This is a genomic window from Pseudomonadota bacterium (genome assembly GCA_039815145.1).
Classification (GTDB): domain Bacteria; phylum Pseudomonadota; class Gammaproteobacteria; order Steroidobacterales; family JBCBZW01; genus JBCBZW01.
The window spans coordinates 1-20,273 of sequence record JBCBZW010000044.1; the positions used below are offsets into that span (position 1 = coordinate 1).

Consider the following 20,273-nt stretch of genomic DNA (forward strand, 5'->3'; position numbering starts at 1 on the left):
CGCCGAAGCGCAGGCGATCGGCTGGCCCGTGATGCTCAAGAGCAGCGCCGGCGGTGGCGGCATCGGCATGCGCCCCTGCCAGGACGAGGCAGCCCTGCGCGCCAACTACGACATCGTCCGCGGCCAGGCGGCTAACAGTTTCGGTGATGCGCGGGTGTTCCTGGACCGCCAGGTCACGGCGGCCCGCCACGTGGAAGTGCAGGTGTTCGGCGACGGGGCCGGCGAGGTCGTCGTGCTCGGCGACCGCGACTGCTCCCTCCAGCGGCGCAATCAAAAGGTGATCGAAGAGGCGCCAGCCCCCAACTTGCCAGAGGCCCTGCGCCAGGCGATGCACGATGCCGCACGACGGTTGATGGAGGCCGTGTCCTATCGCTCGGCGGGCACCGTGGAGTTCCTCTACGACCGCGACCGTGAGGCCTTCTACTTCCTCGAGGTCAACGCGCGCCTGCAGGTGGAACACGGCGTGACGGAGATGATCACCGGCGTGGATCTCGTCGAGTGGATGGTGCGCCTCGGCCGCGGCGAGAACGAATTCCTGGCCGCGCCCGAGAGGCATGGCGCCGCCATACAAGCGCGCGTCTACGCGGAAGACCCCGCGCGCGGCTTCCGTCCGGCGCCCGGGCTGATCACCGCCCTGACCCTACCGCCACCGCAGACGGACGTGCGCGTGGACAGATGGGTGCAGGCAGGCGTCTCCGTGCCGGCGGAGTTCGATCCCATGCTGGTCAAGGTGCTGGCCCACGGTAAGGATCGCGACGCGGCCCTGCGTCAGCTGCAGGAGAGCCTGCAGGCCATGCGCATCGACGGTATCCAGAGCAACCTCGCGTACCTGCAGGCAGCGTTGGATCTCGGTGAGTTCGTCGCCGCTAGCCACACGACCGCCAGCGCGACGGCGATCACCGCCGCCAACCGCACGGTCGAGGTGCTGTCGCCTGGCACCTCGAGCAGCGTGCAGGACGTGGAAGGCCGACTCGGCTACTGGCACGTGGGTGTGCCACCTTCAGGGGCCTTCGACGGTCGCTCCCTGGCGCGCGCCAACGCGCTGGCCGGCAACGACACCAATGCACCCGGTATCGAGTGCCTTAGCGACGGTCCGAGCCTTCGCTTCGCCTGCGACGGGCGCATCGCCCTGTGCGGCGCCCGCACGGAGGCGACCCTCGACGGCGCGCCCATCGCGCACGACACCACCGTCGCGGTCGCGGCCGGTCAGCAACTGCGCGTCGGCCCGATCGCCCCCGACGGTGAGGGCCTGCGCGCCTACCTCGCCATCTCGGGTGGCCTCGACGTGCCGGTGACCCTCGGCAGCACGGCCACCTTCGACCTCGGCGCCTTCGGTGGCCACGCAGGTCGCCAGCTGCGCACGGGCGACATCCTGCCCCTGCCCCCGGCGCCGTCAACCGCCCCGCAAACCGTGCCACCACCGGCCGCCGACCTGGCCGAGCGCACCACCCTGCGCGTGGTGCAAGGGCCGCTCCTCGCCCCCGACTACCTGACGCCGGCCTACCTCGACACCTTCTACGCCATCGAGTGGACGGTGCACTACAACTCGTCCCGCACAGGGATCCGCCTCCAGGGCCCCACGCCGGAGTGGTCTCGCGCGGACGGTGGCGAGGCTGGTCTGCACCCCTCGAACGTGCACGACAACGCCTACGCCTTCGGCGCCATCGACTTCACCGGCGATATGCCCATCGTGCTCGGCCCCGACGGCCCGAGCCTCGGCGGCTTCGTGAGCCCCGCGGCCATCGCCGCCGCTGACCGCTGGAAGCTGGGCCAACTGCGCCCTGGCGACCGCGTACGCTTCGCGCCGATCGCCCTGGACGAGGCCCGTGCAGCACTCACATCGCCTAAGGAGATCGATAGCACTAAGGCGTGCAACTGGCGCGACAGCGCCGACGAGGTGATCCTCGCCCGCGACACGGCGCGCGACATCGTCCTGCGCGCCGCCGGGGACAGCTTTCTGCTGCTCGAATTCGGCGCCACCGAACTCGATCTCGCCGAGCGCGTGCGCGTGGAAGCCCTGAGCCGGTGGTTGGCCCGACAGGCCGACCCGCACGTGCTCGAAGTGACCCCAGGCGTACGCTCCCTGCAACTGCGGGTCGATCCGGCCGCCTCCCGCGACCACCTCCTGCACCTGCTCCAAGACGGCCTCGACGCGCAGGGCGATGCACACTCGCTGGAGGTGGCGAGCCGCATCGTCCATCTGCCGCTGGCCTGGGACGACCCTGACACGCAGGAGGCGACCCAGCGCTACATGCGCACGGTGCGCGCCGACGCACCCTGGTGTCCGCGGAACATCGAGTTCATCCGTCGCATCAACGGCCTCGAGGATGAGGCCGAGGTGAAGCGCATCGTCTACGACGCCAGCTACCTGGTGCTAGGCTTAGGTGACGTCTACCTCGGCGCCCCGGTCGCCACGCCCGTCGACCCGCGCCATCGCCTGGTGACCACCAAGTACAACCCCGCGCGCACTTGGACGCCGGAGAATGCCGTCGGCATCGGCGGCGCCTACCTGTGCATCTACGGCATGGAAGGCCCCGGCGGCTACCAGTTCGTCGGCCGCACCTTGCAGGTGTGGAACCACTACCGCTCGACGCCGCCCTTCGAGCGACCCTGGCTCCTGCGCACCTTCGACCAGCTGCGCTTCTACGAGGTGGCGCATGAGGAGTTGATGGAGATGCGCCGCGACTTCCCCCTCGGGCGCCTGACCCTGGAGATCGAGGACACGGCCTTCCGCCTGGGCGAGTACGAGGCCTTCGTCGCGGCCAACGCCGACAGCATCGACGCCTTCCGCCAGCGCCAGCGCGCCGCCTTCGACGCCGAACGTGCCCGTTGGGTCGCCCAGGGCTACGACCCGACGGAGAGCGCCCCGCCGCCAGCCGCCGCCACCTTGGACGAGGAAGATGTTGGTGGCACGGCGATCCAGTCGCCGGTCATGGGCGCGGTCTGGAAGGTCCTGAAGGCGCCAGGGGAGGCGGTCGCCGCTGACGAGGTGGTGATGATCGTCGAGTCCATGAAGACGGAGATCACCGTGTCCTCGCCGGTGGCCGGGGTGGTCGCCAAGGTCCTTGCGCCCGAGGGCACGCAGGTGGAAGCGGGTCAGCCCGTCGCCGTGGTCGACGCACACGGCTGAGCCCCACGCATGACGGCGAGGATCCGCGCCTTCGCCCTGCTCGCGCTCTGGTTGACGGGGGCGAGCGCGGCTGAGGCCCACCTGCTCAACATGACCCGCGTGAGCATCTCCCACGAGGGGGACCAGGCCGGCGAGCTGCAGGTGGAGATCGACCTCGGGCAGTCCTTGCTGAGTCCGAAGGCGTACTGGGCCCTCGCTATCGCACCCGACGGTCAACGCGCGGCGGCGCTCGCCCCAATAGTGGACGAGCTGGCGCAGGGCATCGTCTTGTCGATCGACGGCAGCGACGTACCGAAACGCTTCGTCGACGCGGACCTCCAGGCCGATTCTCTGAGCGCCATCCGCAATCCTCTGACCCCGCAGATGGCGACCCTACGCTGGACCTTGCCCGCCACGGCGGGCCAAGCGCTGGAGGTGTCCCTGCGCCCTGATTTGGACGTACCGTGGCCCTGCTTGGTGCGCAGCGACAGCGATCGCCGGGCGCTCCCGTCCTCAGATCTGCTCACCGCCGACCGTCGCACCACCGCCCCTTTGGGGCTGACGGAGGCCGCCACGCAGGGGTCGGGGGCAAGCCCCCTAACCGCGCTCATCGCCGTGTACACGGCGTTCGGCTTCGAGCACATCCTGCCGCTGGGCCTGGACCATCTGCTGTTCGTGATCGGCCTCGTACTGGTGGGCGGCAGCGCACGCCAGCTCGCCTTGCTCCTTTCCTGCTTCACGGTCGCCCACTCGTTGACCCTGGCATCGGCCACCTTGGGCGTCTTTCGCCTGCCTCCAGCGATCGTAGAGCCCCTCATCGCCGCCAGCATCGTCTACGTGGGCCTCGAGCGCTTGCTAGGCCGGTCGCGCCGAGCCCACGGCGGCCTGTGGCGCTACGCCGTGGTCTTCGCCTTCGGCCTGCTCCACGGCCTCGGCTTCGCCCAGGTACTGTCGGAGATCGGCTTGCCGACGGGGCGCTACCTAGCGGCGTTGCTGTCCTTCAACGTGGGCGTCGAGCTCGGCCAGCTCACCGTGCTCGCCATCACCTTGGCGCTGCTCGCGCGCTGGCAACGACGCCCTTGGTACGAAGCCTGCATAGCCACCCCTGGTGCAACGGTCGTTGCAGGCACGGGCCTCTACTGGCTGGTGCAACGTTTGGTTTGACGCGAAGGACGCGCGAATGAGCGACATCACGAGGCGCGCGCAGGTGGGTTGGCGCCTGGCAGGGGTGGTGGCCGTGGCGGCGGCGCTGACGGCGATGGATCACGTGGTGGCCCGCGGCGTATCGCGCTTGTCCTTCGATATGGACACACGCGCCGAGGGGACCTTTCCCGATACGTGGATCCACGGCTCGAAGTCGGCCATGGACAACGACGATCCTCCCGTGCAGGTGCACGCCTACAACGCGCACACCTTCATCCTGCGCGAGAACAAGGCGATCAACTACGAGGGCGCCTTCATGTACCTGTTCTTCGGCAACGGCCAGGCCATGCTGATCGACCAGGGCTCCACCTCCTCCCCCGCGCTCTTCCCCCTACGCGAGGTGGTGGACGGCATCGTGACCGAGTGGGCGCAGACCCATGGCGTATCAGAACCCCAGCTGATCGTCGCCAACAGCCACCTGCACGGCGACCACTACGCGGCGTGGAATCAGTTCGTCGACCGTCCGAACACGGTCATGGTGGGCCTCACCCACGAGGAGATGATGGCCTTCTGGGGCTTTACGGATTTCCCCACCGAACGCCTCACCTTCGACCTCGGCGGACGCACCTTCCTCGTCACCGGCTCGCCCGGCCACCAGGGCTCGGAGCTCTCCCTCTACGACACCTGGACGGACCTCCTCTACACCGGCGACATGTTCTACCGCGGCCGCCTCTACCTCGACGACTGGGACGCCTGGGCCGCGAGCATCCAGCGCCTGGGCAACATCGCGGACGAGTATCCCGTGGCCCATCTAGTGAACAACCACATCGAGATGACCACCACGCCGGGCGTGGACTACCCCATCGGCAGCACCTGGCAGCCGAACGAACCGCCCATGCAAATGACCCGCGCCATGCTGGACGTGGCCATCGACGCCGCGCAGACGATCGAGCGCCCCGGCATCTACGTCTTCGATGACTTCCTCATCTACAACGAGATCCCCTGGGCCACCACCACCGACCCGTGAGCGAGCAGGAGAGCGCCATGCACCGCACGACTCGAACCCCCCTCGCCCTCCTGGGCGTCGCGCTGGCGATCATGGCCCTGGGCGGCACGGCGCACGGCGCCGCCGCGCCGGTCGACTTCGACCCGCCACAGGCCGCGCCCGGCAACATGCGCTTCGCCTGGATCCACGGCAGCATCAGCGCCAAACACAATGCGGACGTGCGCGTGCAGGTGCATCGCTACAACGAACACACCTACATCCTGCGCCAGAACCCGGCGGTGCACTGGGAAGCGCCGTTCATGTACCTGTTGATCGGGGAAGGTCGCGCCGTGCTCATCGACACGGGGGCGACGGAGGAGACGGAGTACTTTCCCCTGCGCCCGACCGTGGAACGCGTGCTCGCCCGCTGGGCCGACGCGCGCGGCGTGAGGGTTCCTCACCTATCGATCGTGCTCACGGGCGACGCCCCCGCGCAGACCGCGGGCCTTGGACAGTTCGAGGGCCGCCCCGAGACAACCATCATCGAGACCGGCGATTGGACGCAGACCCAGCACCTCACCCCTGGTGAGAACGGCGTCGCGACACTATCCCTCGGCGGCGATCGCCAACTGACGCTACTGCCGACGCCAGGCGTAAGCGCCCAAGGGTTGAGCGTCTACGATCCCTACACGGACTTTCTCTTCACCGGCACGAGCGTGCTGCCCGGGCGCATCGTGGTCCGCGACTACGACGCCTACGCTAAGAGCATCGAGCACCTGGCCGCCTTCGCGGGCGAACATCCCGTGAAGTGGCTGATGGGCGCGCAGATCGACATGAGCGCGGAGCCGGGTGTCGACTACCGACTACGCAGCAACTACCGCCCGAATGAGCATGCGCTGGAACTGTCGCCCGCGGCCCTCGCCGACTGCCAGGCGGTGGTGACGCTGATCAACGGGCGGGAGTGGGTGGAGGTGCTGCCCGACTTCATCGTGATGCACGGCGTGGGGCGCGGCGAGCGCCCCTACGGCTACCCGGTCTACACGCCGCAGTTCCTGCAGCGACGCTGGTTGCGCTAGAGGTCGTCGAGCTTCTCTTTCGGATAGAACGCGAGGAGCAGCTGCTCCTTGATCGACAGCGGCTCGGCCTTGCCCGCGCCGATCTGCCCCACCTCCGTATCGCCGCAGTAGGTGCCGAAGAGCCGGTCCCACAAGATGATGTTGCAGCCGTAGTTGGTGTTGCTCTGCTCCAGAGCCAGCGCGTGGTGCACGTGGTGCTGTTGGGCCGTGGCGAAGAACCAGTTGTAGCCCGGCATGGACTTGAGCGGCAGGTTGGAGTGGTTCAGGGTGCCGTTCCACATGCCGAAGGCGCCGGCCACGGCCATCACGTAGTCGCTCGCGCCGAGCAATGCCAGGGCGACTGGCGTGCCTAAGGCGAGCGCCAGGTATTCCAGCGGATGGGTGCGGTCCCCGCGCATGCAGCCCATCTTGGTGATGTGATGGTGGGTGGCGTGGATGCGCCACCAGAACGCGTGCTCGTGCTGCCAGCGGTGGAGCCAGTAGTAGACGAAGCTGGAGACGCTCATCACGAGGATGGCGGCGCCGACAAGGCCGAGCACGGAGTCCGGCTGCAGGGTGATCTGCAGGGGCGCCATGTCGCGCAGGGCCTTGAAAGCATCCGAGATGGGGGTGCGGTAGTAGTCGCTGTAGAGCGGCACCCAGAGGAGACCTGCGAAGGCCAGCCAGAACGCGTCCTCGGCCATCTCCTTGGGTTCGAGCAACCAGTCCTTGCGCTTGGTCCAGATGCGCTCGGCGACGATCAGCAGGGGGATCGGCAGCACGATCATGATGGCGGCGAAGAGCTTGTGGTCCCACCATTCGCCGATGATCATGGTGGCTACGAGCAGCATGGAGCCGAGCACCAGCGTCGGTTGTACCGCCGCCCACAAGAAATCCTTGGCGGTCCGCCGTTCGGTCTCGGACGCGGGAGTCTGCTCCGCGTCGATCGCCTGCTCCATCACCCCTTCGCTCATCTGAATCGTCCCCGTCCTGCTGGTGTTCGGTGGGTCGCCGGTGGCGGCGTACTCCTGTTTTCCCAGCAAGTTCCAGGCCATCGAACGGCGGGGCTTGCACCGCATTGGTGAAGCAGGTAGCAACGGCGCGTTGAAATCGAATGCTTGCGGCTGTTTCTGGCAGAACGTGCCGTCTTGTGCGTTCGCGACCTTACGCTGAAGGCGACGAGCAAAGCGTGGTACGCGCGACGTCGTGCCCCGTCTTGGCCCAAGATCGGCCCCAACATCGCGCACGGCGCACCTCCGCGCGGTCGTGGCAATGGCAACTATCTGCGACGCCCGCAAACCTACGTGCTTATCAACTCCCTAGGTGCGTAGACTCCCCTAGGATGCCCCGACACTCGACACCAGGGAGAGATGCCATGTCACCGAATACGCTGCGCCAGTCGCCCGGATGGATCGCGGCAATCGCCGCCCTCGCCGTGCTCGGCGCCTGCGGTAGCTCCCCGAGCGAGCCGCCAGACGCCGCCTCCACGGCGGGTTTCATTGCCACAGACTTCGAGCCGCCCACCGCGGTGGTCGGGCCCGGCTTTGAGTTGCGCCCCCTCGGCCCCGCCCTCGTGCAGGTGGACTTCGACGCCTACATGTCCTCCATCGAACATCTGCAGACCACCTTCACCCGCAGCACCGCCTGGCCCCACGAGGGCATCACGGACGCCGATGCGATGCTCGACATGGAAACGGAGCAGGGTCGCTTCGAGCGCCGCGAGTCCTTCGCCTACGCGGTGCTCACGCCGGACGGCACACGCGAGCGTGGCTGCGTCTACGTCTACCCCTCAGACAAGGCCGGCTACGACGCCAAGGTGCGCCTGTGGACGACCAAGGCCGAGTACGACGCCGGCTTCGATGGTGAGTTGTACGCCTGGGTGACCGATTGGGTGGCCGAGGAATGGCCCTTCGAGACGGTGGCGTACCCCGGGCGCAGCGTACCCTGGGATGAGTGGGACAGTCTGCCCGAGCAGTAGGGTCAAACGGGGGCCGCACGGTACGCGCGGCCCCCCAATCGGTATCGTCGTTAGTTGGTACGCACGGTCACGCCAGCGAACATGAAGCGCCCACGAGGCCCGGCCGGCCGCGCCAGGGAGCCCAGGTACGGATCCTCGTCGAAGGCGTTGTTGATGCCGCCGTACACGTTGATCTTGTCGGTCGCCGCGTAGGCGAGGTTGAAGTCGTGGACCATGCCGTTGCCCGTGCGCAGGGGATCGACGAACAGCGGATCCGCGTCCACCTGGGCGTTCTGAATGGTCGGCAACAGCTGGCTCGTCTCCAGGCGCGCCGCCCACCCCAGGGAGAACTTATCCATGCGCCAGTTGGCGGAGAAGTTCATGATCCAGTCCGGGAAGCCGAACTCCTCCACGCGATCCTCGAACACGGTCTGATCGATCGGGTCCTGGAACTCGCGGAAGTCGAGCAGATGCGTGCCCGTAACGCCCACGAACAGGTCACCGTAGCGACCTAAGGAGAACGTGTAGTCGAGGCCGAAGTCGATGCCGCTGGTCTCGAGGGCACCGAGGTTCACCTGACCGGCCTGGTGGAAGGTGATGAAGCCCTCCGGCGCGCGCTGGATCAAGGGGCAGAACTGGTTGTCGGTGGACGACAGATCCACACACGCCTGGGAGATACGCAGGGCTGAGAGGGCACCGATGGCGCTCTCGATCTCGATGTCGTAGTAGTCGACGATCATGCGCAGGCCCGGCAATAGGTCAGGCTGCCACACGAGGCCCACCGTGAAGGTGGTGGCCTCCTCCTGGCTCAGATCCGGGTTACCGCCGGTCACGCCGGGAATACCCGCCGTGATGAAGTTGGTGACGTCGTAGCCGTCCGGCACCAGTTGAGCGCAGTTGTCGGCGCGGAACTGGGTGCCCGAGTCGATGTTCTGCACCGAGCAGGGATCATCGAGAAAGGGGTAGAAGGCCGGCTGCTGCGGCGAGAACAGCTCCGCGATGTTCGGCGCACGCACCGCTTCGGAGTAGGTGCTGCGGAAGGTGAGGCCGCCGACGGGCGACCAACGACCGCCCACGGACCAGGCCGTGTTGGTGCCGATGGTGCTGTAGTCGGCGAAGCGAGCCGCGCCGGTGAGCTCCAGGTACTGAATACCGGGGAGGTCTTCGAGGAGCGGCGCCTGCAATTCCACGAAGTACTCGAAGACGTCGAAGTCGCCCGCCAGTGGCAGGCGCGCGTTGCCGTTCGAGCCGTTCCACGTGTTGAGCGAGAGTTCCTCGTCGGACACGATGAACTCGCTCTGCTCCTCGCGGTACTCGAGACCCACGACCCAGCCCACGGGGCCGGCCGGCAGCTCGAACAGGCTGGTCGAGGTGCCCGCGAGTGAGGCGAACACCACGTTCTGTTGCAACTCCGAGGTGTCGACGGCGTTCACGTAGACGAAGTCCGCGTACTCCTCCGTGGCCGCGTTACGGCCGAAGGGATTGAAGGGTACGCAGGAACCGTCGCCCGGCTGGAAGCTGACGAACTGGGTGAACTGGCCCGCGTTCGAGAAGTTGTTGGTGGAGAACTCCGGCGTGGGGAAGGTGGCCCCCACCCAGGGTAGGGCCGTCGGATCCAGATCCGAGCGGCAGACGATCTCGCCCGTGGCTGGATCCACCACCGTGTCGAGGGCGGCGTAGAAGCGATCCTCCAGACGGGTGCCTTCGTTGTTCACCTCAACGTCCGTCTTGCCGTAGTTGTAGGACACCTCGTAGTTCATGCCGCCGAAGAGCTCGAGGTCACCGTCGATCCCCACCACTACTCGCACCGTGTCGCGCTCTACCGTGGTGCGGGGGAGCACCGCGAGGTCCGAGGTGTCGCGGGAGGAGCCGAAGCCGTAGAAGGTGCCGTCGTTCGGGTTGGGGCCGATGATGCCGAGCCCCTGCAGCTCCTCGATCTGCGCGGCGAGAGCCGCTGGGATGAAGGGGTTGTCGTAAGCGATGGGGATGGCGTCGTTGAAGTCCGCCACGCCCTGGCGCTCGGAGTTCTTCGAGTACGCGTACTTGCTCTCGACGAAGAAGCGCAGGGCCTCGTTGACCTCGAAGCTAGCGTTCAAGTTCGCCACTACGCGATCCTGCTGCGGCAGCAAGGTGCCGAGGTCCGTGCCCAGGCCATCGCCCACCAGGAAGCTCTGGGAAGTGTTGGAGAACAGGCCCGGATCGTAGGCACGCGGCACGCCGTTGGTGGGCGAGTCGATCACCTGCAGGATGGGGATGTTGGTGCCCGGGAAGAAGGGCACCGGCGTGCCGCTGGGGTTGCCGGAGATGAAGCTGTCGATCGCGCCGAAGGAGTCGATGGTCGACAGATCAAACACCCCGAGGGGGCTCGAGATCGGGTTGCCCGCCGGGCGCACGAACACCCGCGCCGCGTCGGGATTCAGTCCTGTAGCGGCGGCGATCTCCGGCGTGTTGTTGATGTCGTTGCCGATGTTGGGGCCGGTGAAGTCGCGGTCGAAGTCGAACACCTCGTTGTTGCGCAGGTACTCGATGCCGAAGACCACGTCGCCGCGGCTGTCGGCGAACTCGAAGCCGCCCGCGGCGCTCAGCAGGTACTCCTCCGCGTCGCTACGCCCGGACACGCCGCTGCGCGCGCTGAACTCGATGCCGTCGAAGTCACTGCCATCGCGCAGGATGAAGTTCACCACGCCGGTGACGGCGTCGGCGCCGTAGACCGAGGATGCGCCGCCCGTGAGCGTCTCCACCTGCTTCACCATCGTGTTGGGGATGGTGTTGATGTCCACGGCGGCGGCACCCTGGGCGCCGGCCACGTGGCGCCGTCCGTTCACCAGCACGAGCGTGCGCACGGTCCCGAGGCCTCGCAAGTTGAGGAAGCCGATACCGAGGTCACTGTCGGTCGAGCCCGGTTGGCCAGCGGCCGGGTCTTGCAGGGCGGAGAAGTTGGCGGGCAGTGACTGATTGAGCGCGGGTGTTTCGCGCAGCAACTCGCCCATGTCCACCTGGCCGCCGGTGCGGATCTGCTCGCCGCCCAGCACCTGCACGGGACTTGCCGAGGAGATCGCACTGTCCGTCGCGATGCGTGAGCCCGTCACGACCACCTCTTCGACGGACTCGCCTTCCTGCGCCCACGCGGCGCTCGATGCGATCGTGCACGCGATCGCCCCCATGCTGATGGTGCGGGCGATGCTCCCGCGACGTAGCCGATTCATCGGACTCTCCCCTGTCGTATGCAGGGCGCCAAGTCCTAGGTTCCGCCACGTTCGTGGTGGTCTCATCCTTGGTCACTACCCGCGCGCTGGCCAATGACGGACGCCTTCCGGGCGGCCGCCATCTCTCAGGAGCTTCAGGAGCAAATTAGGTGCCAAGTTTGCTGATCAACCGGGCCGGTGGACGGAATCATCATTGACAACGATGGCAATATGCGCGCGAGAACGCCTGGCAGGCCCTTGCAACCGACTGCAAGGCCCCCGGGTGGGCGAAGCCATCAAGTTGCACTATCAAGCATTCGCGGCGATCGAGCCTGCGTGGGGCGTGCGTCCGTCTAGCTCGCCGTGCCCTGGGTCACAAGAACGCGCAGTGTGCACTGCAAAAGTGCAGTGCGAAGCACGCGAGCCGGGGGCAGGCATCGTGCACGCGGCGCCTTGGTATCGTTACCAACGCCGAACCGAAGCGATGTGCTAGGTCATGCCCCATTCGGTATGTTGGCCGCGAACGGAAGGGGCGGCAATTCTTCGGGACCCGATTGCGCCGCGCATCCTGGTGAGATCGCTGCGCGTCGCAGGCACAATCGGCAACGCCCATCTCGGCTTTATAAGGAGTCCGCGCATGCGCACGCCGTTTCGATCCTGCCTCTTGAGCTGCCTCGCGCTCCTCGCCACCGACGTCACGCTCGCAGAGGGTGCGCCGGAGCAAGACGCGATACTCGACGTGATCGACGAGTTCTTCCTCGCCCTGCAGGCGGGCGACGCAGACACTATGGACGCGCTGTTCCAACCCCACACCCGCACCGTGCTGGTCCTCCCCGACGAGGACGACGGCACCGCATCGATACGGGTGCGCGAGGCAGAAGAGACGGTCGAGCGTATGCGTTCGCCGCAGTGGGCCCCGTTCCGTGAGTCCTACTGGTCACCCACCGTGCTCCAGCGGGGGCGCCTGGCCACCGTGTGGATCCCCTACGTGCTGATCCGCGAAGAAGGCGGCTTCTCCCACTGCGGCATCGATCAGTTCACCCTGACCAAGGCGGACCGCTGGCGCATCGATTTCGTGGCCTTCACGATCGAGCCGTCGCGCGGGGCCTGCGCCGAGCTGGGCCAGCCGGACGACGATGCTGCCCGACGCCCGACATTCCCGGAATAGCACCGCGTCAGCAGCCGCCCTCCTCCACCAGGTAGGCCACCACGAGGGTCATCGCATTGGCCTTCGGCTCCGCGGCCCGGGCCGCTCGCTGGGCGTAGCGGATGATGGCCGCGACGTCGAAGAGCTCCTTTGTCGGCCGGCAGTACACCTCGCCCAGAAAGTCCGTGCGCTCATCGAGCGTGGCGATCATGTCGAGGGAGCCGCCGATGTAGGCGTTGAGCAGGGGACTGTTTTCGCAGGATCCTTCCACCCGCTCGCAGATGCCTTGGAAGTCCGCGACAGTCATCGCCCCACTCGTGGTCGGCAGCGCGAGCGCCAGTGCGATTACCAGCACGACGCCTCGAGCCGCCGCTATCAGTGAATATCTCATGCTGTATGCCCCTTGCGATGATTAAAATAAAACAATAATCTATTGTTGTTTTAGTTGAATCGCAAGGGGTGCGCAGATGACCCGACAGTTCTCACAGCTGGTAGCCTGGACGTGCGCTGGCCTGATCCTCCTGCAAGTGTTGCTGGCGGTGTACGCCTGCATCGACATCGGCGCCTTCGCCCGCCTCAGCCAGCGCACCCTGGCCTTGCCGATCCAGTGGATAAGCGTGCAAACGGTCCAGTGGTACGCGCTGCTCGCCATCACCATCGCCCTCGCGCTGCCGGGCGTGGCCGCGCTCTACTTCCTGCGCCGCCCCTTCACCAAGTTCGCCCAGGGCGAGTTCTTCAACGACGCCAACAGCCGCGACCTGCGGCGCTTCGCCGTGTTGTTGCTGGTGCAGGCACTCCTGCGACCGCTGCACCTGGCCCTCGCCAGCGTCGTGCTGTCCCTCAACCACCCGCCCGGCCAGAAGCTCCTGAGCCTCACGGTGGGCAGCCACGAGCTGCAGGCGATCGGCCTCGCGCTGGTGTTCTGGGTGCTGGCCAGCCTGCTCCTCGAAGGCGCTCGCCTGCAGAGCGAAAACCGGCAGTTCGTCTGACATGCCCATTCGCACCACCCTGGACGTCGTGATGTCCCAGCGGCGCATCACCGGTAAGGAGCTCGCCACCATCGTCGGCATCACCGAACAAAACCTTTCGCTACTGCGAACGGGCAAGGTAAAGGGCGTGCGCTTCTCCACCCTCGAGAAGCTGTGCGAGGCCCTCGCCTGCCAACCGGGAGATCTGATGGTGTTCGAACCATCAGCCGAGGAGGAATGAGCGAACGGCAGATGCGAGCGCACGCCCCGGCCACGGAGGCCGACCTCGACGCGGCCGTGGCGGCGCTCACCTTGCCGGAGAAGATCGGTCAGCTGGTGCAGACCGACGTGGCCCACGCGAGCCCCGCTGAGGTTCGCGAGCATGCCCTGGGGTCACTGATCAGCACCATTCCCGATGGCTCCCTCGGCACGGGTGCGGCCTGGCGCGAGATGTTCGATGGCTTCCAACGCGAAGCCCTGCGCACCCGAACGGGCATACCGCTGGTGTTCGGCATCGACGCCGTGCACGGTCACGCCTACTTCGACGGTCCGGCCGTGATCCTGCCCCACAACATCGGCATCGGCGCCACGCGCAACCCCGCCCTCGCCGAGCAGCTCGCCCAGGTGACCGCCCGGGAGCTCTCCGCCACGGGCATCCGCTGGACCTTTGCGCCCACGATCGCCGTGGCGCGCAACATCCGCTGGGGCCGCACTTACGAGTCCTACGGGGAAGATGTCTCCCTGCAGCGGCTGTTCGCCGGCCCGATGGTGAGGGGCCTGCAGGGCGAGGACCTGCGCGCGCCGCATACGGTGGGTGCCACCGCCAAGCACTTCATCGCCGATGGCGCGACCACGAACGGCGTCGACCGCGGCAACGCCGAACTGAGTGATCAAAAGCTGCGCGCAATGCACCTGCCCGGGTTCGTCGACGCGATCGATGCTGGCGTGGTCTCCATCATGGCCTCCTTCAGCTCGCTGAACGGGGAGATGATCCACGCCTCCAAGGCGCTACTCACCGATCTCCTGAAGCACGAGTTGGGCTTCGATGGCGTCGTGGTGACCGACTGGGAGGGCGTGCGCATGGGCGAGCTCACGCTCAAGCAAGCGCTGCTGGCCGGCGTCGACATGTTCATGCTGGTGCAGTCCTGGCGCGAGGGCCTGCCGGAGATGATTCAGCTCGTCGAGGACGGCGAGGTGCCCGTGTCCCGCATCGACGATGCCGTGCGCCGAGTGTTGCGCATGAAGCTGCGCCTGGGCCTCTTCGACGCCCCCCTCAGCAGCACCGTCTGCGCCGACGCGATCGGCTCGCCGGCGCACCGCGCCGTGGCACGCCAAGCCGTGCGCGAGTCGTTGGTGCTGCTCAAGAACGCCGATGGCACGCTGCCCTTGGCGAAGACGTGCAAGGTGATCGTGGTGGGCCCTCACGCGGATAACGTCGCCTACCAGTGCGGCGGGTGGACCAAGAAGTGGCAGGGCGCTCACGACGACCTCTACGGCCACCCCGCCCGGCCCGTGCAAGGGGCGACCAGCATTCTGGAAGGCATTCGGGGCTTGATAGGCGACGCGCAGGTGCTCGACGGCGGCGTGGACGGCCAGCGCGACGACGCCGACGTGGTCATCGTCGTGATCGGCGAGACGCCCTACGCCGAGGGCGAGGGCGACCGCGCCGCCGAGGCGCTGGTGCTGGAGGATGCGCAGCGCGATCTCATCCGCTGGTACCACGACGCTGGCAAGACGGTGATCACCGTGCTCATCACGGGTCGGCCGCTGCTGGTGCACGAGGAGATCGAGCGCTCCGATGCCTTCGTCGTCGCCTGGCTACCGGGTTCGGAGGGCGCGGGCCTCGCCGACGTCCTCTTCGGCGACCACCCGTTCCGCGGCAAGCTCGGCTTCTCGTGGCCCCGCGAGGCGAACCAGATTCCCTTGCACGTGGGCGATGAACCCTACTCCCCCCTCTTCGAGCTCGGTTTCGGCCTCACCTACTAATTGCCTTCGCTTCAGAACACCCCCGGCGTGCAGCCCACGAGATCGAGGTTCTCGGCGATCCCCCCGTAGGGCTCAGGCGCCTGGGTGAAGAAGGGCGCACTGGTCTCGAAGGGCGCCCCGTAGCCCTCGGCGGAGAGGCCCTCGATGTCGAAGGTGTCCGGCGCATCCCAGTCCGTACACCAGACGCCGCTGGCGCGGCTCAGGGAGTCGGAGAAGCTGCTGGTGGGGTCGGCCAGGTCGTAGAGCGCATCCAGCTCCGCCTCGCCCGCCCCCAGCAGCTCGGCGACACCGGTGGTAAAGGCACCGATGCCGTCGCGACGGTTGACCAACACCACCTCCTCGCAGCCGAGCGCCTGCAACACCTGCGTCGGCACCGGATCGGTCCAACCGCCGGCAGACACGCGACCGTCCGGTAACTCCAAGGCTCGCGCGAGGCCCGGCTCGGCTGGCGACAGGGTGAGGATCTCGCGCCAGGGCGCTTCGCCCAGGCTGGTGAAGCGCTGGCTCTTGAAGTCGGGGAAGTCGCTCGCGAGGCGCGCCTCGGCGCGGGCGATGTCCGAGCTGCGTCCCCAGTAGCCAAAGCGAATGTCGTCGAAGCTCACGTCCCAGCTGATCGCCTGGGCGGCCAGGTAGTCCGCGCGCGCTTGCACGTAGATATCCACGGCGTCGTCCTGGAGCACGGCGGTGGTCACGGCCATCTGCACGTAGCGGCCGATCGGATCGTCCAGGCGCGAAGGCGTGTTCTCGTCGAGGGTGGCGAGGTAGTCGTCGAACAGCGTCGAGAAGGCCTCGCCGCAAGTGCTATCACCCGCCGGGAGGGTGGCGACCGTGGGCCAGTCCATGAAGCGACCGGGCACGGCGCACGCATCGACCAGGGTGCGTGCGGCGTCGACGTCGTACTCGCCGTAGGCGGCTAGGAAATTCCCTAGGCGGCCGACGATCTCCGCGAACGCGTCGAAGTTGATCACGCCCGGACGCACGAACACAGTGGGATCGTCGACGGTGAAGGTGGCAGCGTTGGCCAGGCTGTCGATCAGATCGAGCGCGTGGAAGACGGGGTCCGGTGAGGTGAGCAGCAGATCGATGACTTCGGGGTTGATCAGGCTCTGCACGGCCGGGTCGCTCAAGATGTCGAGCAAGGCCTCGACGCCCGCCAAGGGGTCATCGCCCTCAAGCAGGGCGAGGATGCCCGCCTCCTCGATCAAGGCGATGAGATCGATGATGAGCACGATGTCGCCGATGAGGCCGGCTTCCGTCAGGCCCTGGATGGCCTTCATCCAGAAGGCCTCGCGCGCGCCCGCCTCTACCCGCGTGCACGGGCGGTCGCCACAGTCGGTGACGAGCGGGTTGGCCTGGGCGCTCTCGGTCAGGAACAAGGTGATGCTGCCGGAGCTGCCACCGGCCAGGCCGCCGAGGGGCCCGTAGTGCTCGATCAGGCGGGCGATGGAGGTGAAGTGCGCCCAGAGGCGGGGGCCGTTGCCGCGAACGCCTGCGCACATGGGGGCGTCGTAGCCCCAGGCACGGACGGCGCGGGCGCCGCCCTCGGGGCGAAAGTCGGCGGTGTCGAAGCGGTTGTCCGCGTTGCTGTCCCAACCGTAGAGGCCCGTGCGCGCACCGGACGCCACCGTGTAGTAGAGCGGCAAGCCGCGGTTGAAGCGCACGGTGCCGTCGGTGGCGCCGATGGGATTGCCGCCCGGGAAGTCGAAGCCCGCACTGCGGCGAAGACCGCTTGCCACGCCGAGCAGACTCACCTCGCTGCTGTCCTCGATGGTCTCGTAGCGCTCGAGTTGGGCGGGCACGACGACCGGTCCGATCACATCGCCTTCGAAGTCGCCCGCTAGGGCGGTGCCGAGCAGACAGGTGGCTGAGCATGCGAGCAGGGTTGCTGCGCGTCTTGGGTGCGGTCGGTGCATCGATTCGTCCTCTGAGTCGTCCTGGCGGCGTTCATCCGTAACCCGGATGATGAGTATACCGACGTCAAGGACTGAGAACTGCCGTTGAAACTCGCAGATCGTTGCGGCGTCAATGGCAACGGACTTAAGGTTAGCTCCCCTCGAAGGCGTCCGTCACCGCTGCCAGCATCCAACGCATACGCGGATCCGCCGTGAACCTCGGATGCCACAGGGCGTAGTAATCCGTCACCGGAAGTTGCAACGGCACCTGCTTCACCACGAAGGGCCCGTGCTGCGCCAACGTGCGAGCCACCCGCGAGGGCACCGTGGTGATGCGGCTATCGCCCAGGAGCTGCGCATCGAGCATGTTGAAGGCGGGCACCGACGCGCACACGTGTCGCTCCATCCCCAATCGCTCCAGTTCGATGTCCACCACGCCCTTGCGATGACCCAGCGGCGCCACCAACACGTGGGTGGCCTTAGCGTAGCGGCGCAGGGTGAGATTGCCGGCGGCGAGGGGATTGTCCTCGTGCATCACGCAAACGAAGGGATCGCTCGCGAGCTTGCGCAGCATCAGGTTGTCGGGCGCGTGCCAGTTCACCGCCACCAACAGGTTGATCTGACCTGCCTCGAGTTCACGCGCCGAGTAGTCGCGCGCCAGGGGCAGTGTGATCAAACGCAGACGCGGCGCCTCCTCCGCGAGGCGACTGACCAGGGGCGACACGAGCCGCGCGAGCACCTCGTCCGTCGCGCTGATCACGAACTGCCCGGTGAAATCGGCGGGCGAGATCGGGGCCCGCGCCACTAACTCGGCGGCTTGCCCCAGCAGGGCCTCCACCTGCTCGCGCAAGGCCAGGGCACGCGGCGTGGGTTGCATGCCATCGCTGGTCCGCACGAAGAGCTCATCGTCGAACCACTCGCGCAACTGCGCGAGTTGCTTGCTCACGGCGGACTGGGTGACCTGCATGGCGTCCGCCGCCGCGACGAGGCTGCCGCGGGTCATGATGGCGTCGAAGGCCTCGAGCAATGGCAAACGCTTCAAATTCCTGATGCTCATACTAGTCTTTCCTATCATTCCATTTCGGAATATTCAAGGCTGCCCTATCGTGCACCCCACGAACCCACAACACCCCCTTGGAGATCTCCGATGAAACTCTTCTACAAGCCCGGCGCCTGCTCCCTGGCCTCCCACATCGTGCTCAACGAGCTGGACTACACCTTCAGCCTGGAAAAGACGGATACAGCGAAGGCCCTCACGGCCTCCGGCATCGACTACCGCACCATCAACCCCAACGGCTACGTGCCCGCGCTGCAGACCGACGACGGCGACGTGATCACGGAGAACACGGCCATCCTGCAGTACCTCGCCGACAGCGCCCCCACCGCCGGCCTGGCCCCCACGCCCGGCACCCTGGCGCGTACGCGTCTGCACGAGATGCTCAGCTTCCTATCCACCGAACTGCACAAGGCCTACGGCCCCTACTTCTCGGGGGAGACCTTGGAGGGCGAACGCAAGCGCGCCGTCGAGCGCAAGCTGAACGCACGCCTCGACATCCTAAGCGATCAATTAGGCGATGGCCGTGCCTACCTGCTCGGCGAGCACTACAGCGTGGCCGACGCCTACGCCTTCGTGCTGCTCAGCTGGTCCTTCGTCATCCAGCATGACCTCGCCCGCTGGCCTGCCCTGGTCGCCTACTTCCAGCGCATCCGCTCCCGCCCAGCGGTGATTGAAGCGATGGTCGCCGAGGGACTGCTGGCGGCGGAGAAGGCATCATGAATCCCTTCGAGGCCATCGAAGACGTGCTGGTCACCTACTTCGAGGGGCTGCACTACAGCGACACGGAGCGCCTGGCGGCGGTCTTCCACCCGCGGGCCATCTACGCCACCGCCGATGAGCACCCCACGCTGGTGCGGGACATGGACGACTACCTCTCGGTGGTGGCCACCCGGGAGTCCCCCGCCGCTCGCGGCGAGGCACGCCACGACGCCATCGATGCGATCGAGTTGGCCGGTCCCAACACGGCCCTGGCGCGCGTGCGATGCGCCATCGGGTCTCGGCGCTTCGTCGACTTCCTGACTCTGGTGCGCGAGCACGGCCGATGGCGGATCATGGCCAAGGTGTTTCAGATCATCGAAGACGACGGCAAGCAACAGGAGACCTCGCCATGCCCTACGTGAACATCAAGGTGACCCGTGAAGGGGTGTCAGCGGCGCAAAAGGCCGAACTGATCAGCGGCGTGACCGAGCTGCTGCAGACGGTGCTGAACAAGAACCCCGCCACCACGGTGGTGGTCATCGACGAAGTCGACATGGAGAACTGGGGCATCGCGGGACTGCCCGTGACCGAGTACCGCGAGCGCCACTCGTGACCGGGTCGATCGGCGCCGGCGCGGCGAGTGTGATCATGCTGCTCGCCGGTGTCGGCATCCCGGTGATGGCAGCGCTCAACGGCCGCCTGGGCACGCATCTGGGCAACCCGACCCTGGCCGCCGCGATCCTCTTCGCGGTGGCCTTGGTCACGGCGCTCGTGCTCATGGCCTTGCAAGGCAGGCAGGTCGCGCTATCGGGCCTCGGCACAGCCAGCGCCCCGTTGTACCTCGGCGGCCTCCTGGTCGCCGCCTACGTCGTGTCGATCACCACACTCGGCCCGCGGATCGGCCTCGGCAATGCCATCTTCCTGGTGTTGCTCGGGCAACTGCTGGCGTCGGCGTTCATCGATCACTTCGGTCTGTTCGGCGTACAGCAGGCTGCGCTGACGCCGTCACGCTTACTCGGGCTCGGCTTGATCGCCACCGGCGTCGCCCTCGCGCGCAACGCCTGAAGCCCCGCTCCCGCAATCCCGTCGG

Annotated in this window: 18 protein-coding genes; 13 read left to right on the plus strand and 5 right to left on the minus strand. The window is 67.1% G+C overall.

What is annotated here, in order from left to right:
* The 4 genes from uca to AAF184_12670 form a co-directional block, all read left to right on the plus strand.
* The coding region (gene uca, locus AAF184_12655) for an urea carboxylase (GenBank protein MEO0423184.1) at nucleotides 1-3,130 on the plus strand (3,130 nt) is incomplete at its 5' end.
* A gap of 9 nt (nucleotides 3,131-3,139) precedes the next feature.
* Nucleotides 3,140-4,273: a HupE/UreJ family protein gene (locus AAF184_12660; GenBank protein MEO0423185.1), complete on the plus strand. Its 1,134-nt coding sequence runs from the start codon at nucleotides 3,140-3,142 to the stop codon at nucleotides 4,271-4,273.
* A gap of 16 nt (nucleotides 4,274-4,289) precedes the next feature.
* Nucleotides 4,290-5,279: an MBL fold metallo-hydrolase gene (locus AAF184_12665; protein ID MEO0423186.1), complete on the plus strand. Its 990-nt coding sequence runs from the start codon at nucleotides 4,290-4,292 to the stop codon at nucleotides 5,277-5,279.
* 17 nt (nucleotides 5,280-5,296) lie between these two features.
* Nucleotides 5,297-6,313, plus strand: coding sequence for an MBL fold metallo-hydrolase (locus AAF184_12670; protein MEO0423187.1), 1,017 nt, complete (start codon nucleotides 5,297-5,299; stop codon nucleotides 6,311-6,313).
* Here AAF184_12670 and AAF184_12675 read toward each other — a convergent pair.
* Nucleotides 6,310-7,335, minus strand: coding sequence for a sterol desaturase family protein (locus AAF184_12675; GenBank protein MEO0423188.1), 1,026 nt, complete (start codon nucleotides 7,333-7,335; stop codon nucleotides 6,310-6,312). The two genes, AAF184_12670 and AAF184_12675, sit on opposite strands and share 4 nt — an antisense overlap.
* Nucleotides 7,336-7,667: 332 nt before the next feature.
* On the opposite strand from AAF184_12675, the gene AAF184_12680 reads away from it, so the two are divergent.
* Nucleotides 7,668-8,270: a twin-arginine translocation pathway signal protein gene (locus AAF184_12680; GenBank protein ID MEO0423189.1), complete on the plus strand. Its 603-nt coding sequence runs from the start codon at nucleotides 7,668-7,670 to the stop codon at nucleotides 8,268-8,270.
* 50 nt (nucleotides 8,271-8,320) lie between these two features.
* On the opposite strand, the gene AAF184_12685 is transcribed toward AAF184_12680, so the two are convergent.
* Nucleotides 8,321-11,455 carry a TonB-dependent receptor gene (locus tag AAF184_12685; protein ID MEO0423190.1) on the minus strand — a complete coding sequence of 1,045 codons (3,135 nt, stop codon included), beginning with the start codon at nucleotides 11,453-11,455 and terminating at the stop codon, nucleotides 8,321-8,323.
* A gap of 616 nt (nucleotides 11,456-12,071) precedes the next feature.
* On the opposite strand from AAF184_12685, the gene AAF184_12690 reads away from it, so the two are divergent.
* Nucleotides 12,072-12,602, plus strand: coding sequence for a hypothetical protein (locus AAF184_12690; protein ID MEO0423191.1), 531 nt, complete (start codon nucleotides 12,072-12,074; stop codon nucleotides 12,600-12,602).
* 7 nt (nucleotides 12,603-12,609) lie between these two features.
* On the opposite strand, the gene AAF184_12695 is transcribed toward AAF184_12690, so the two are convergent.
* Entirely contained in the window at nucleotides 12,610-12,972 is a 363-nt protein-coding gene (locus tag AAF184_12695; GenBank protein ID MEO0423192.1) for a hypothetical protein, read from the minus strand.
* Nucleotides 12,973-13,048: 76 nt separating this feature from the next.
* Here AAF184_12695 and AAF184_12700 point away from each other — a divergent pair, with 76 nt between their 5' ends.
* From AAF184_12700 to AAF184_12710, 3 genes are read left to right on the plus strand one after another with little or no spacing between them, the layout of a single operon-like run.
* Nucleotides 13,049-13,570, plus strand: coding sequence for a DUF2975 domain-containing protein (locus AAF184_12700; GenBank protein ID MEO0423193.1), 522 nt, complete (start codon nucleotides 13,049-13,051; stop codon nucleotides 13,568-13,570).
* A gap of 1 nt (nucleotide 13,571) precedes the next feature.
* Nucleotides 13,572-13,790 carry a helix-turn-helix transcriptional regulator gene (locus tag AAF184_12705; protein MEO0423194.1) on the plus strand — a complete coding sequence of 73 codons (219 nt, stop codon included), beginning with the start codon at nucleotides 13,572-13,574 and terminating at the stop codon, nucleotides 13,788-13,790.
* A complete protein-coding gene (locus AAF184_12710) occupies nucleotides 13,787-15,535 on the plus strand; it encodes a glycoside hydrolase family 3 N-terminal domain-containing protein (GenBank protein MEO0423195.1) in 1,749 nt (582 codons plus the stop codon). The genes AAF184_12705 and AAF184_12710 overlap by 4 nt, the downstream gene beginning before the upstream one ends.
* Nucleotides 15,536-15,546: 11 nt before the next feature.
* Here AAF184_12710 and AAF184_12715 read toward each other — a convergent pair whose 3' ends face one another.
* Together AAF184_12715 and AAF184_12720 are read right to left on the minus strand one after the other, a co-directional pair.
* Nucleotides 15,547-17,448, minus strand: a complete 1,902-nt coding sequence (locus AAF184_12715; GenBank protein ID MEO0423196.1) for a hypothetical protein — start codon at nucleotides 17,446-17,448, stop codon at nucleotides 15,547-15,549.
* 130 nt (nucleotides 17,449-17,578) lie between these two features.
* Nucleotides 17,579-18,484 (minus strand): LysR family transcriptional regulator, encoded by a 906-nt coding sequence (locus AAF184_12720; GenBank protein MEO0423197.1) that lies wholly within the window; start codon nucleotides 18,482-18,484, stop codon nucleotides 17,579-17,581.
* Nucleotides 18,485-18,574: 90 nt separating this feature from the next.
* Here AAF184_12720 and gstA point away from each other — a divergent pair, with 90 nt between their 5' ends.
* From gstA to AAF184_12740, 4 genes are read left to right on the plus strand one after another with little or no spacing between them, the layout of a single operon-like run.
* On the plus strand, nucleotides 18,575-19,204 hold the full coding sequence (gstA, locus tag AAF184_12725; GenBank protein ID MEO0423198.1) for a glutathione transferase GstA: 630 nt from the start codon (nucleotides 18,575-18,577) through the stop codon (nucleotides 19,202-19,204).
* Nucleotides 19,201-19,605 (plus strand): nuclear transport factor 2 family protein, encoded by a 405-nt coding sequence (locus AAF184_12730; protein ID MEO0423199.1) that lies wholly within the window; start codon nucleotides 19,201-19,203, stop codon nucleotides 19,603-19,605. The genes gstA and AAF184_12730 overlap by 4 nt, the downstream gene beginning before the upstream one ends.
* A complete protein-coding gene (locus tag AAF184_12735) occupies nucleotides 19,593-19,796 on the plus strand; it encodes a 4-oxalocrotonate tautomerase family protein (GenBank protein ID MEO0423200.1) in 204 nt (67 codons plus the stop codon). Before AAF184_12730 ends, AAF184_12735 begins: the two co-directional genes overlap by 13 nt.
* The gene (locus tag AAF184_12740) at nucleotides 19,793-20,248 is read left to right on the plus strand and encodes a DMT family transporter (GenBank protein ID MEO0423201.1); all 456 of its coding nucleotides are present in this window, start codon (nucleotides 19,793-19,795) and stop codon (nucleotides 20,246-20,248) included. Before AAF184_12735 ends, AAF184_12740 begins: the two co-directional genes overlap by 4 nt.
* Nucleotides 20,249-20,273: the final 25 nt, after the last annotated feature.

Coding starts and splice junctions, on each gene's coding strand:
- AAF184_12660 (MEO0423185.1), top strand. CDS start 3,140: ATGACGGCGAGGATCCGCGCCTTCGCCCTGCTCGCGCTCTGGTTGACG.
- AAF184_12665 (MEO0423186.1), top strand. CDS start 4,290: ATGAGCGACATCACGAGGCGCGCGCAGGTGGGTTGGCGCCTGGCAGGG.
- AAF184_12670 (MEO0423187.1), top strand. CDS start 5,297: ATGCACCGCACGACTCGAACCCCCCTCGCCCTCCTGGGCGTCGCGCTG.
- AAF184_12680 (MEO0423189.1), top strand. CDS start 7,668: ATGTCACCGAATACGCTGCGCCAGTCGCCCGGATGGATCGCGGCAATC.
- AAF184_12685 (MEO0423190.1), bottom strand. CDS start 11,455: ATGAATCGGCTACGTCGCGGGAGCATCGCCCGCACCATCAGCATGGGG.
- AAF184_12690 (MEO0423191.1), top strand. CDS start 12,072: ATGCGCACGCCGTTTCGATCCTGCCTCTTGAGCTGCCTCGCGCTCCTC.
- AAF184_12695 (MEO0423192.1), bottom strand. CDS start 12,972: ATGAGATATTCACTGATAGCGGCGGCTCGAGGCGTCGTGCTGGTAATC.
- AAF184_12700 (MEO0423193.1), top strand. CDS start 13,049: ATGACCCGACAGTTCTCACAGCTGGTAGCCTGGACGTGCGCTGGCCTG.
- AAF184_12705 (MEO0423194.1), top strand. CDS start 13,572: ATGCCCATTCGCACCACCCTGGACGTCGTGATGTCCCAGCGGCGCATC.
- AAF184_12710 (MEO0423195.1), top strand. CDS start 13,787: ATGAGCGAACGGCAGATGCGAGCGCACGCCCCGGCCACGGAGGCCGAC.
- AAF184_12715 (MEO0423196.1), bottom strand. CDS start 17,448: ATGCACCGACCGCACCCAAGACGCGCAGCAACCCTGCTCGCATGCTCA.
- AAF184_12720 (MEO0423197.1), bottom strand. CDS start 18,484: ATGAGCATCAGGAATTTGAAGCGTTTGCCATTGCTCGAGGCCTTCGAC.
- gstA (MEO0423198.1), top strand. CDS start 18,575: ATGAAACTCTTCTACAAGCCCGGCGCCTGCTCCCTGGCCTCCCACATC.
- AAF184_12730 (MEO0423199.1), top strand. CDS start 19,201: ATGAATCCCTTCGAGGCCATCGAAGACGTGCTGGTCACCTACTTCGAG.
- AAF184_12735 (MEO0423200.1), top strand. CDS start 19,593: ATGCCCTACGTGAACATCAAGGTGACCCGTGAAGGGGTGTCAGCGGCG.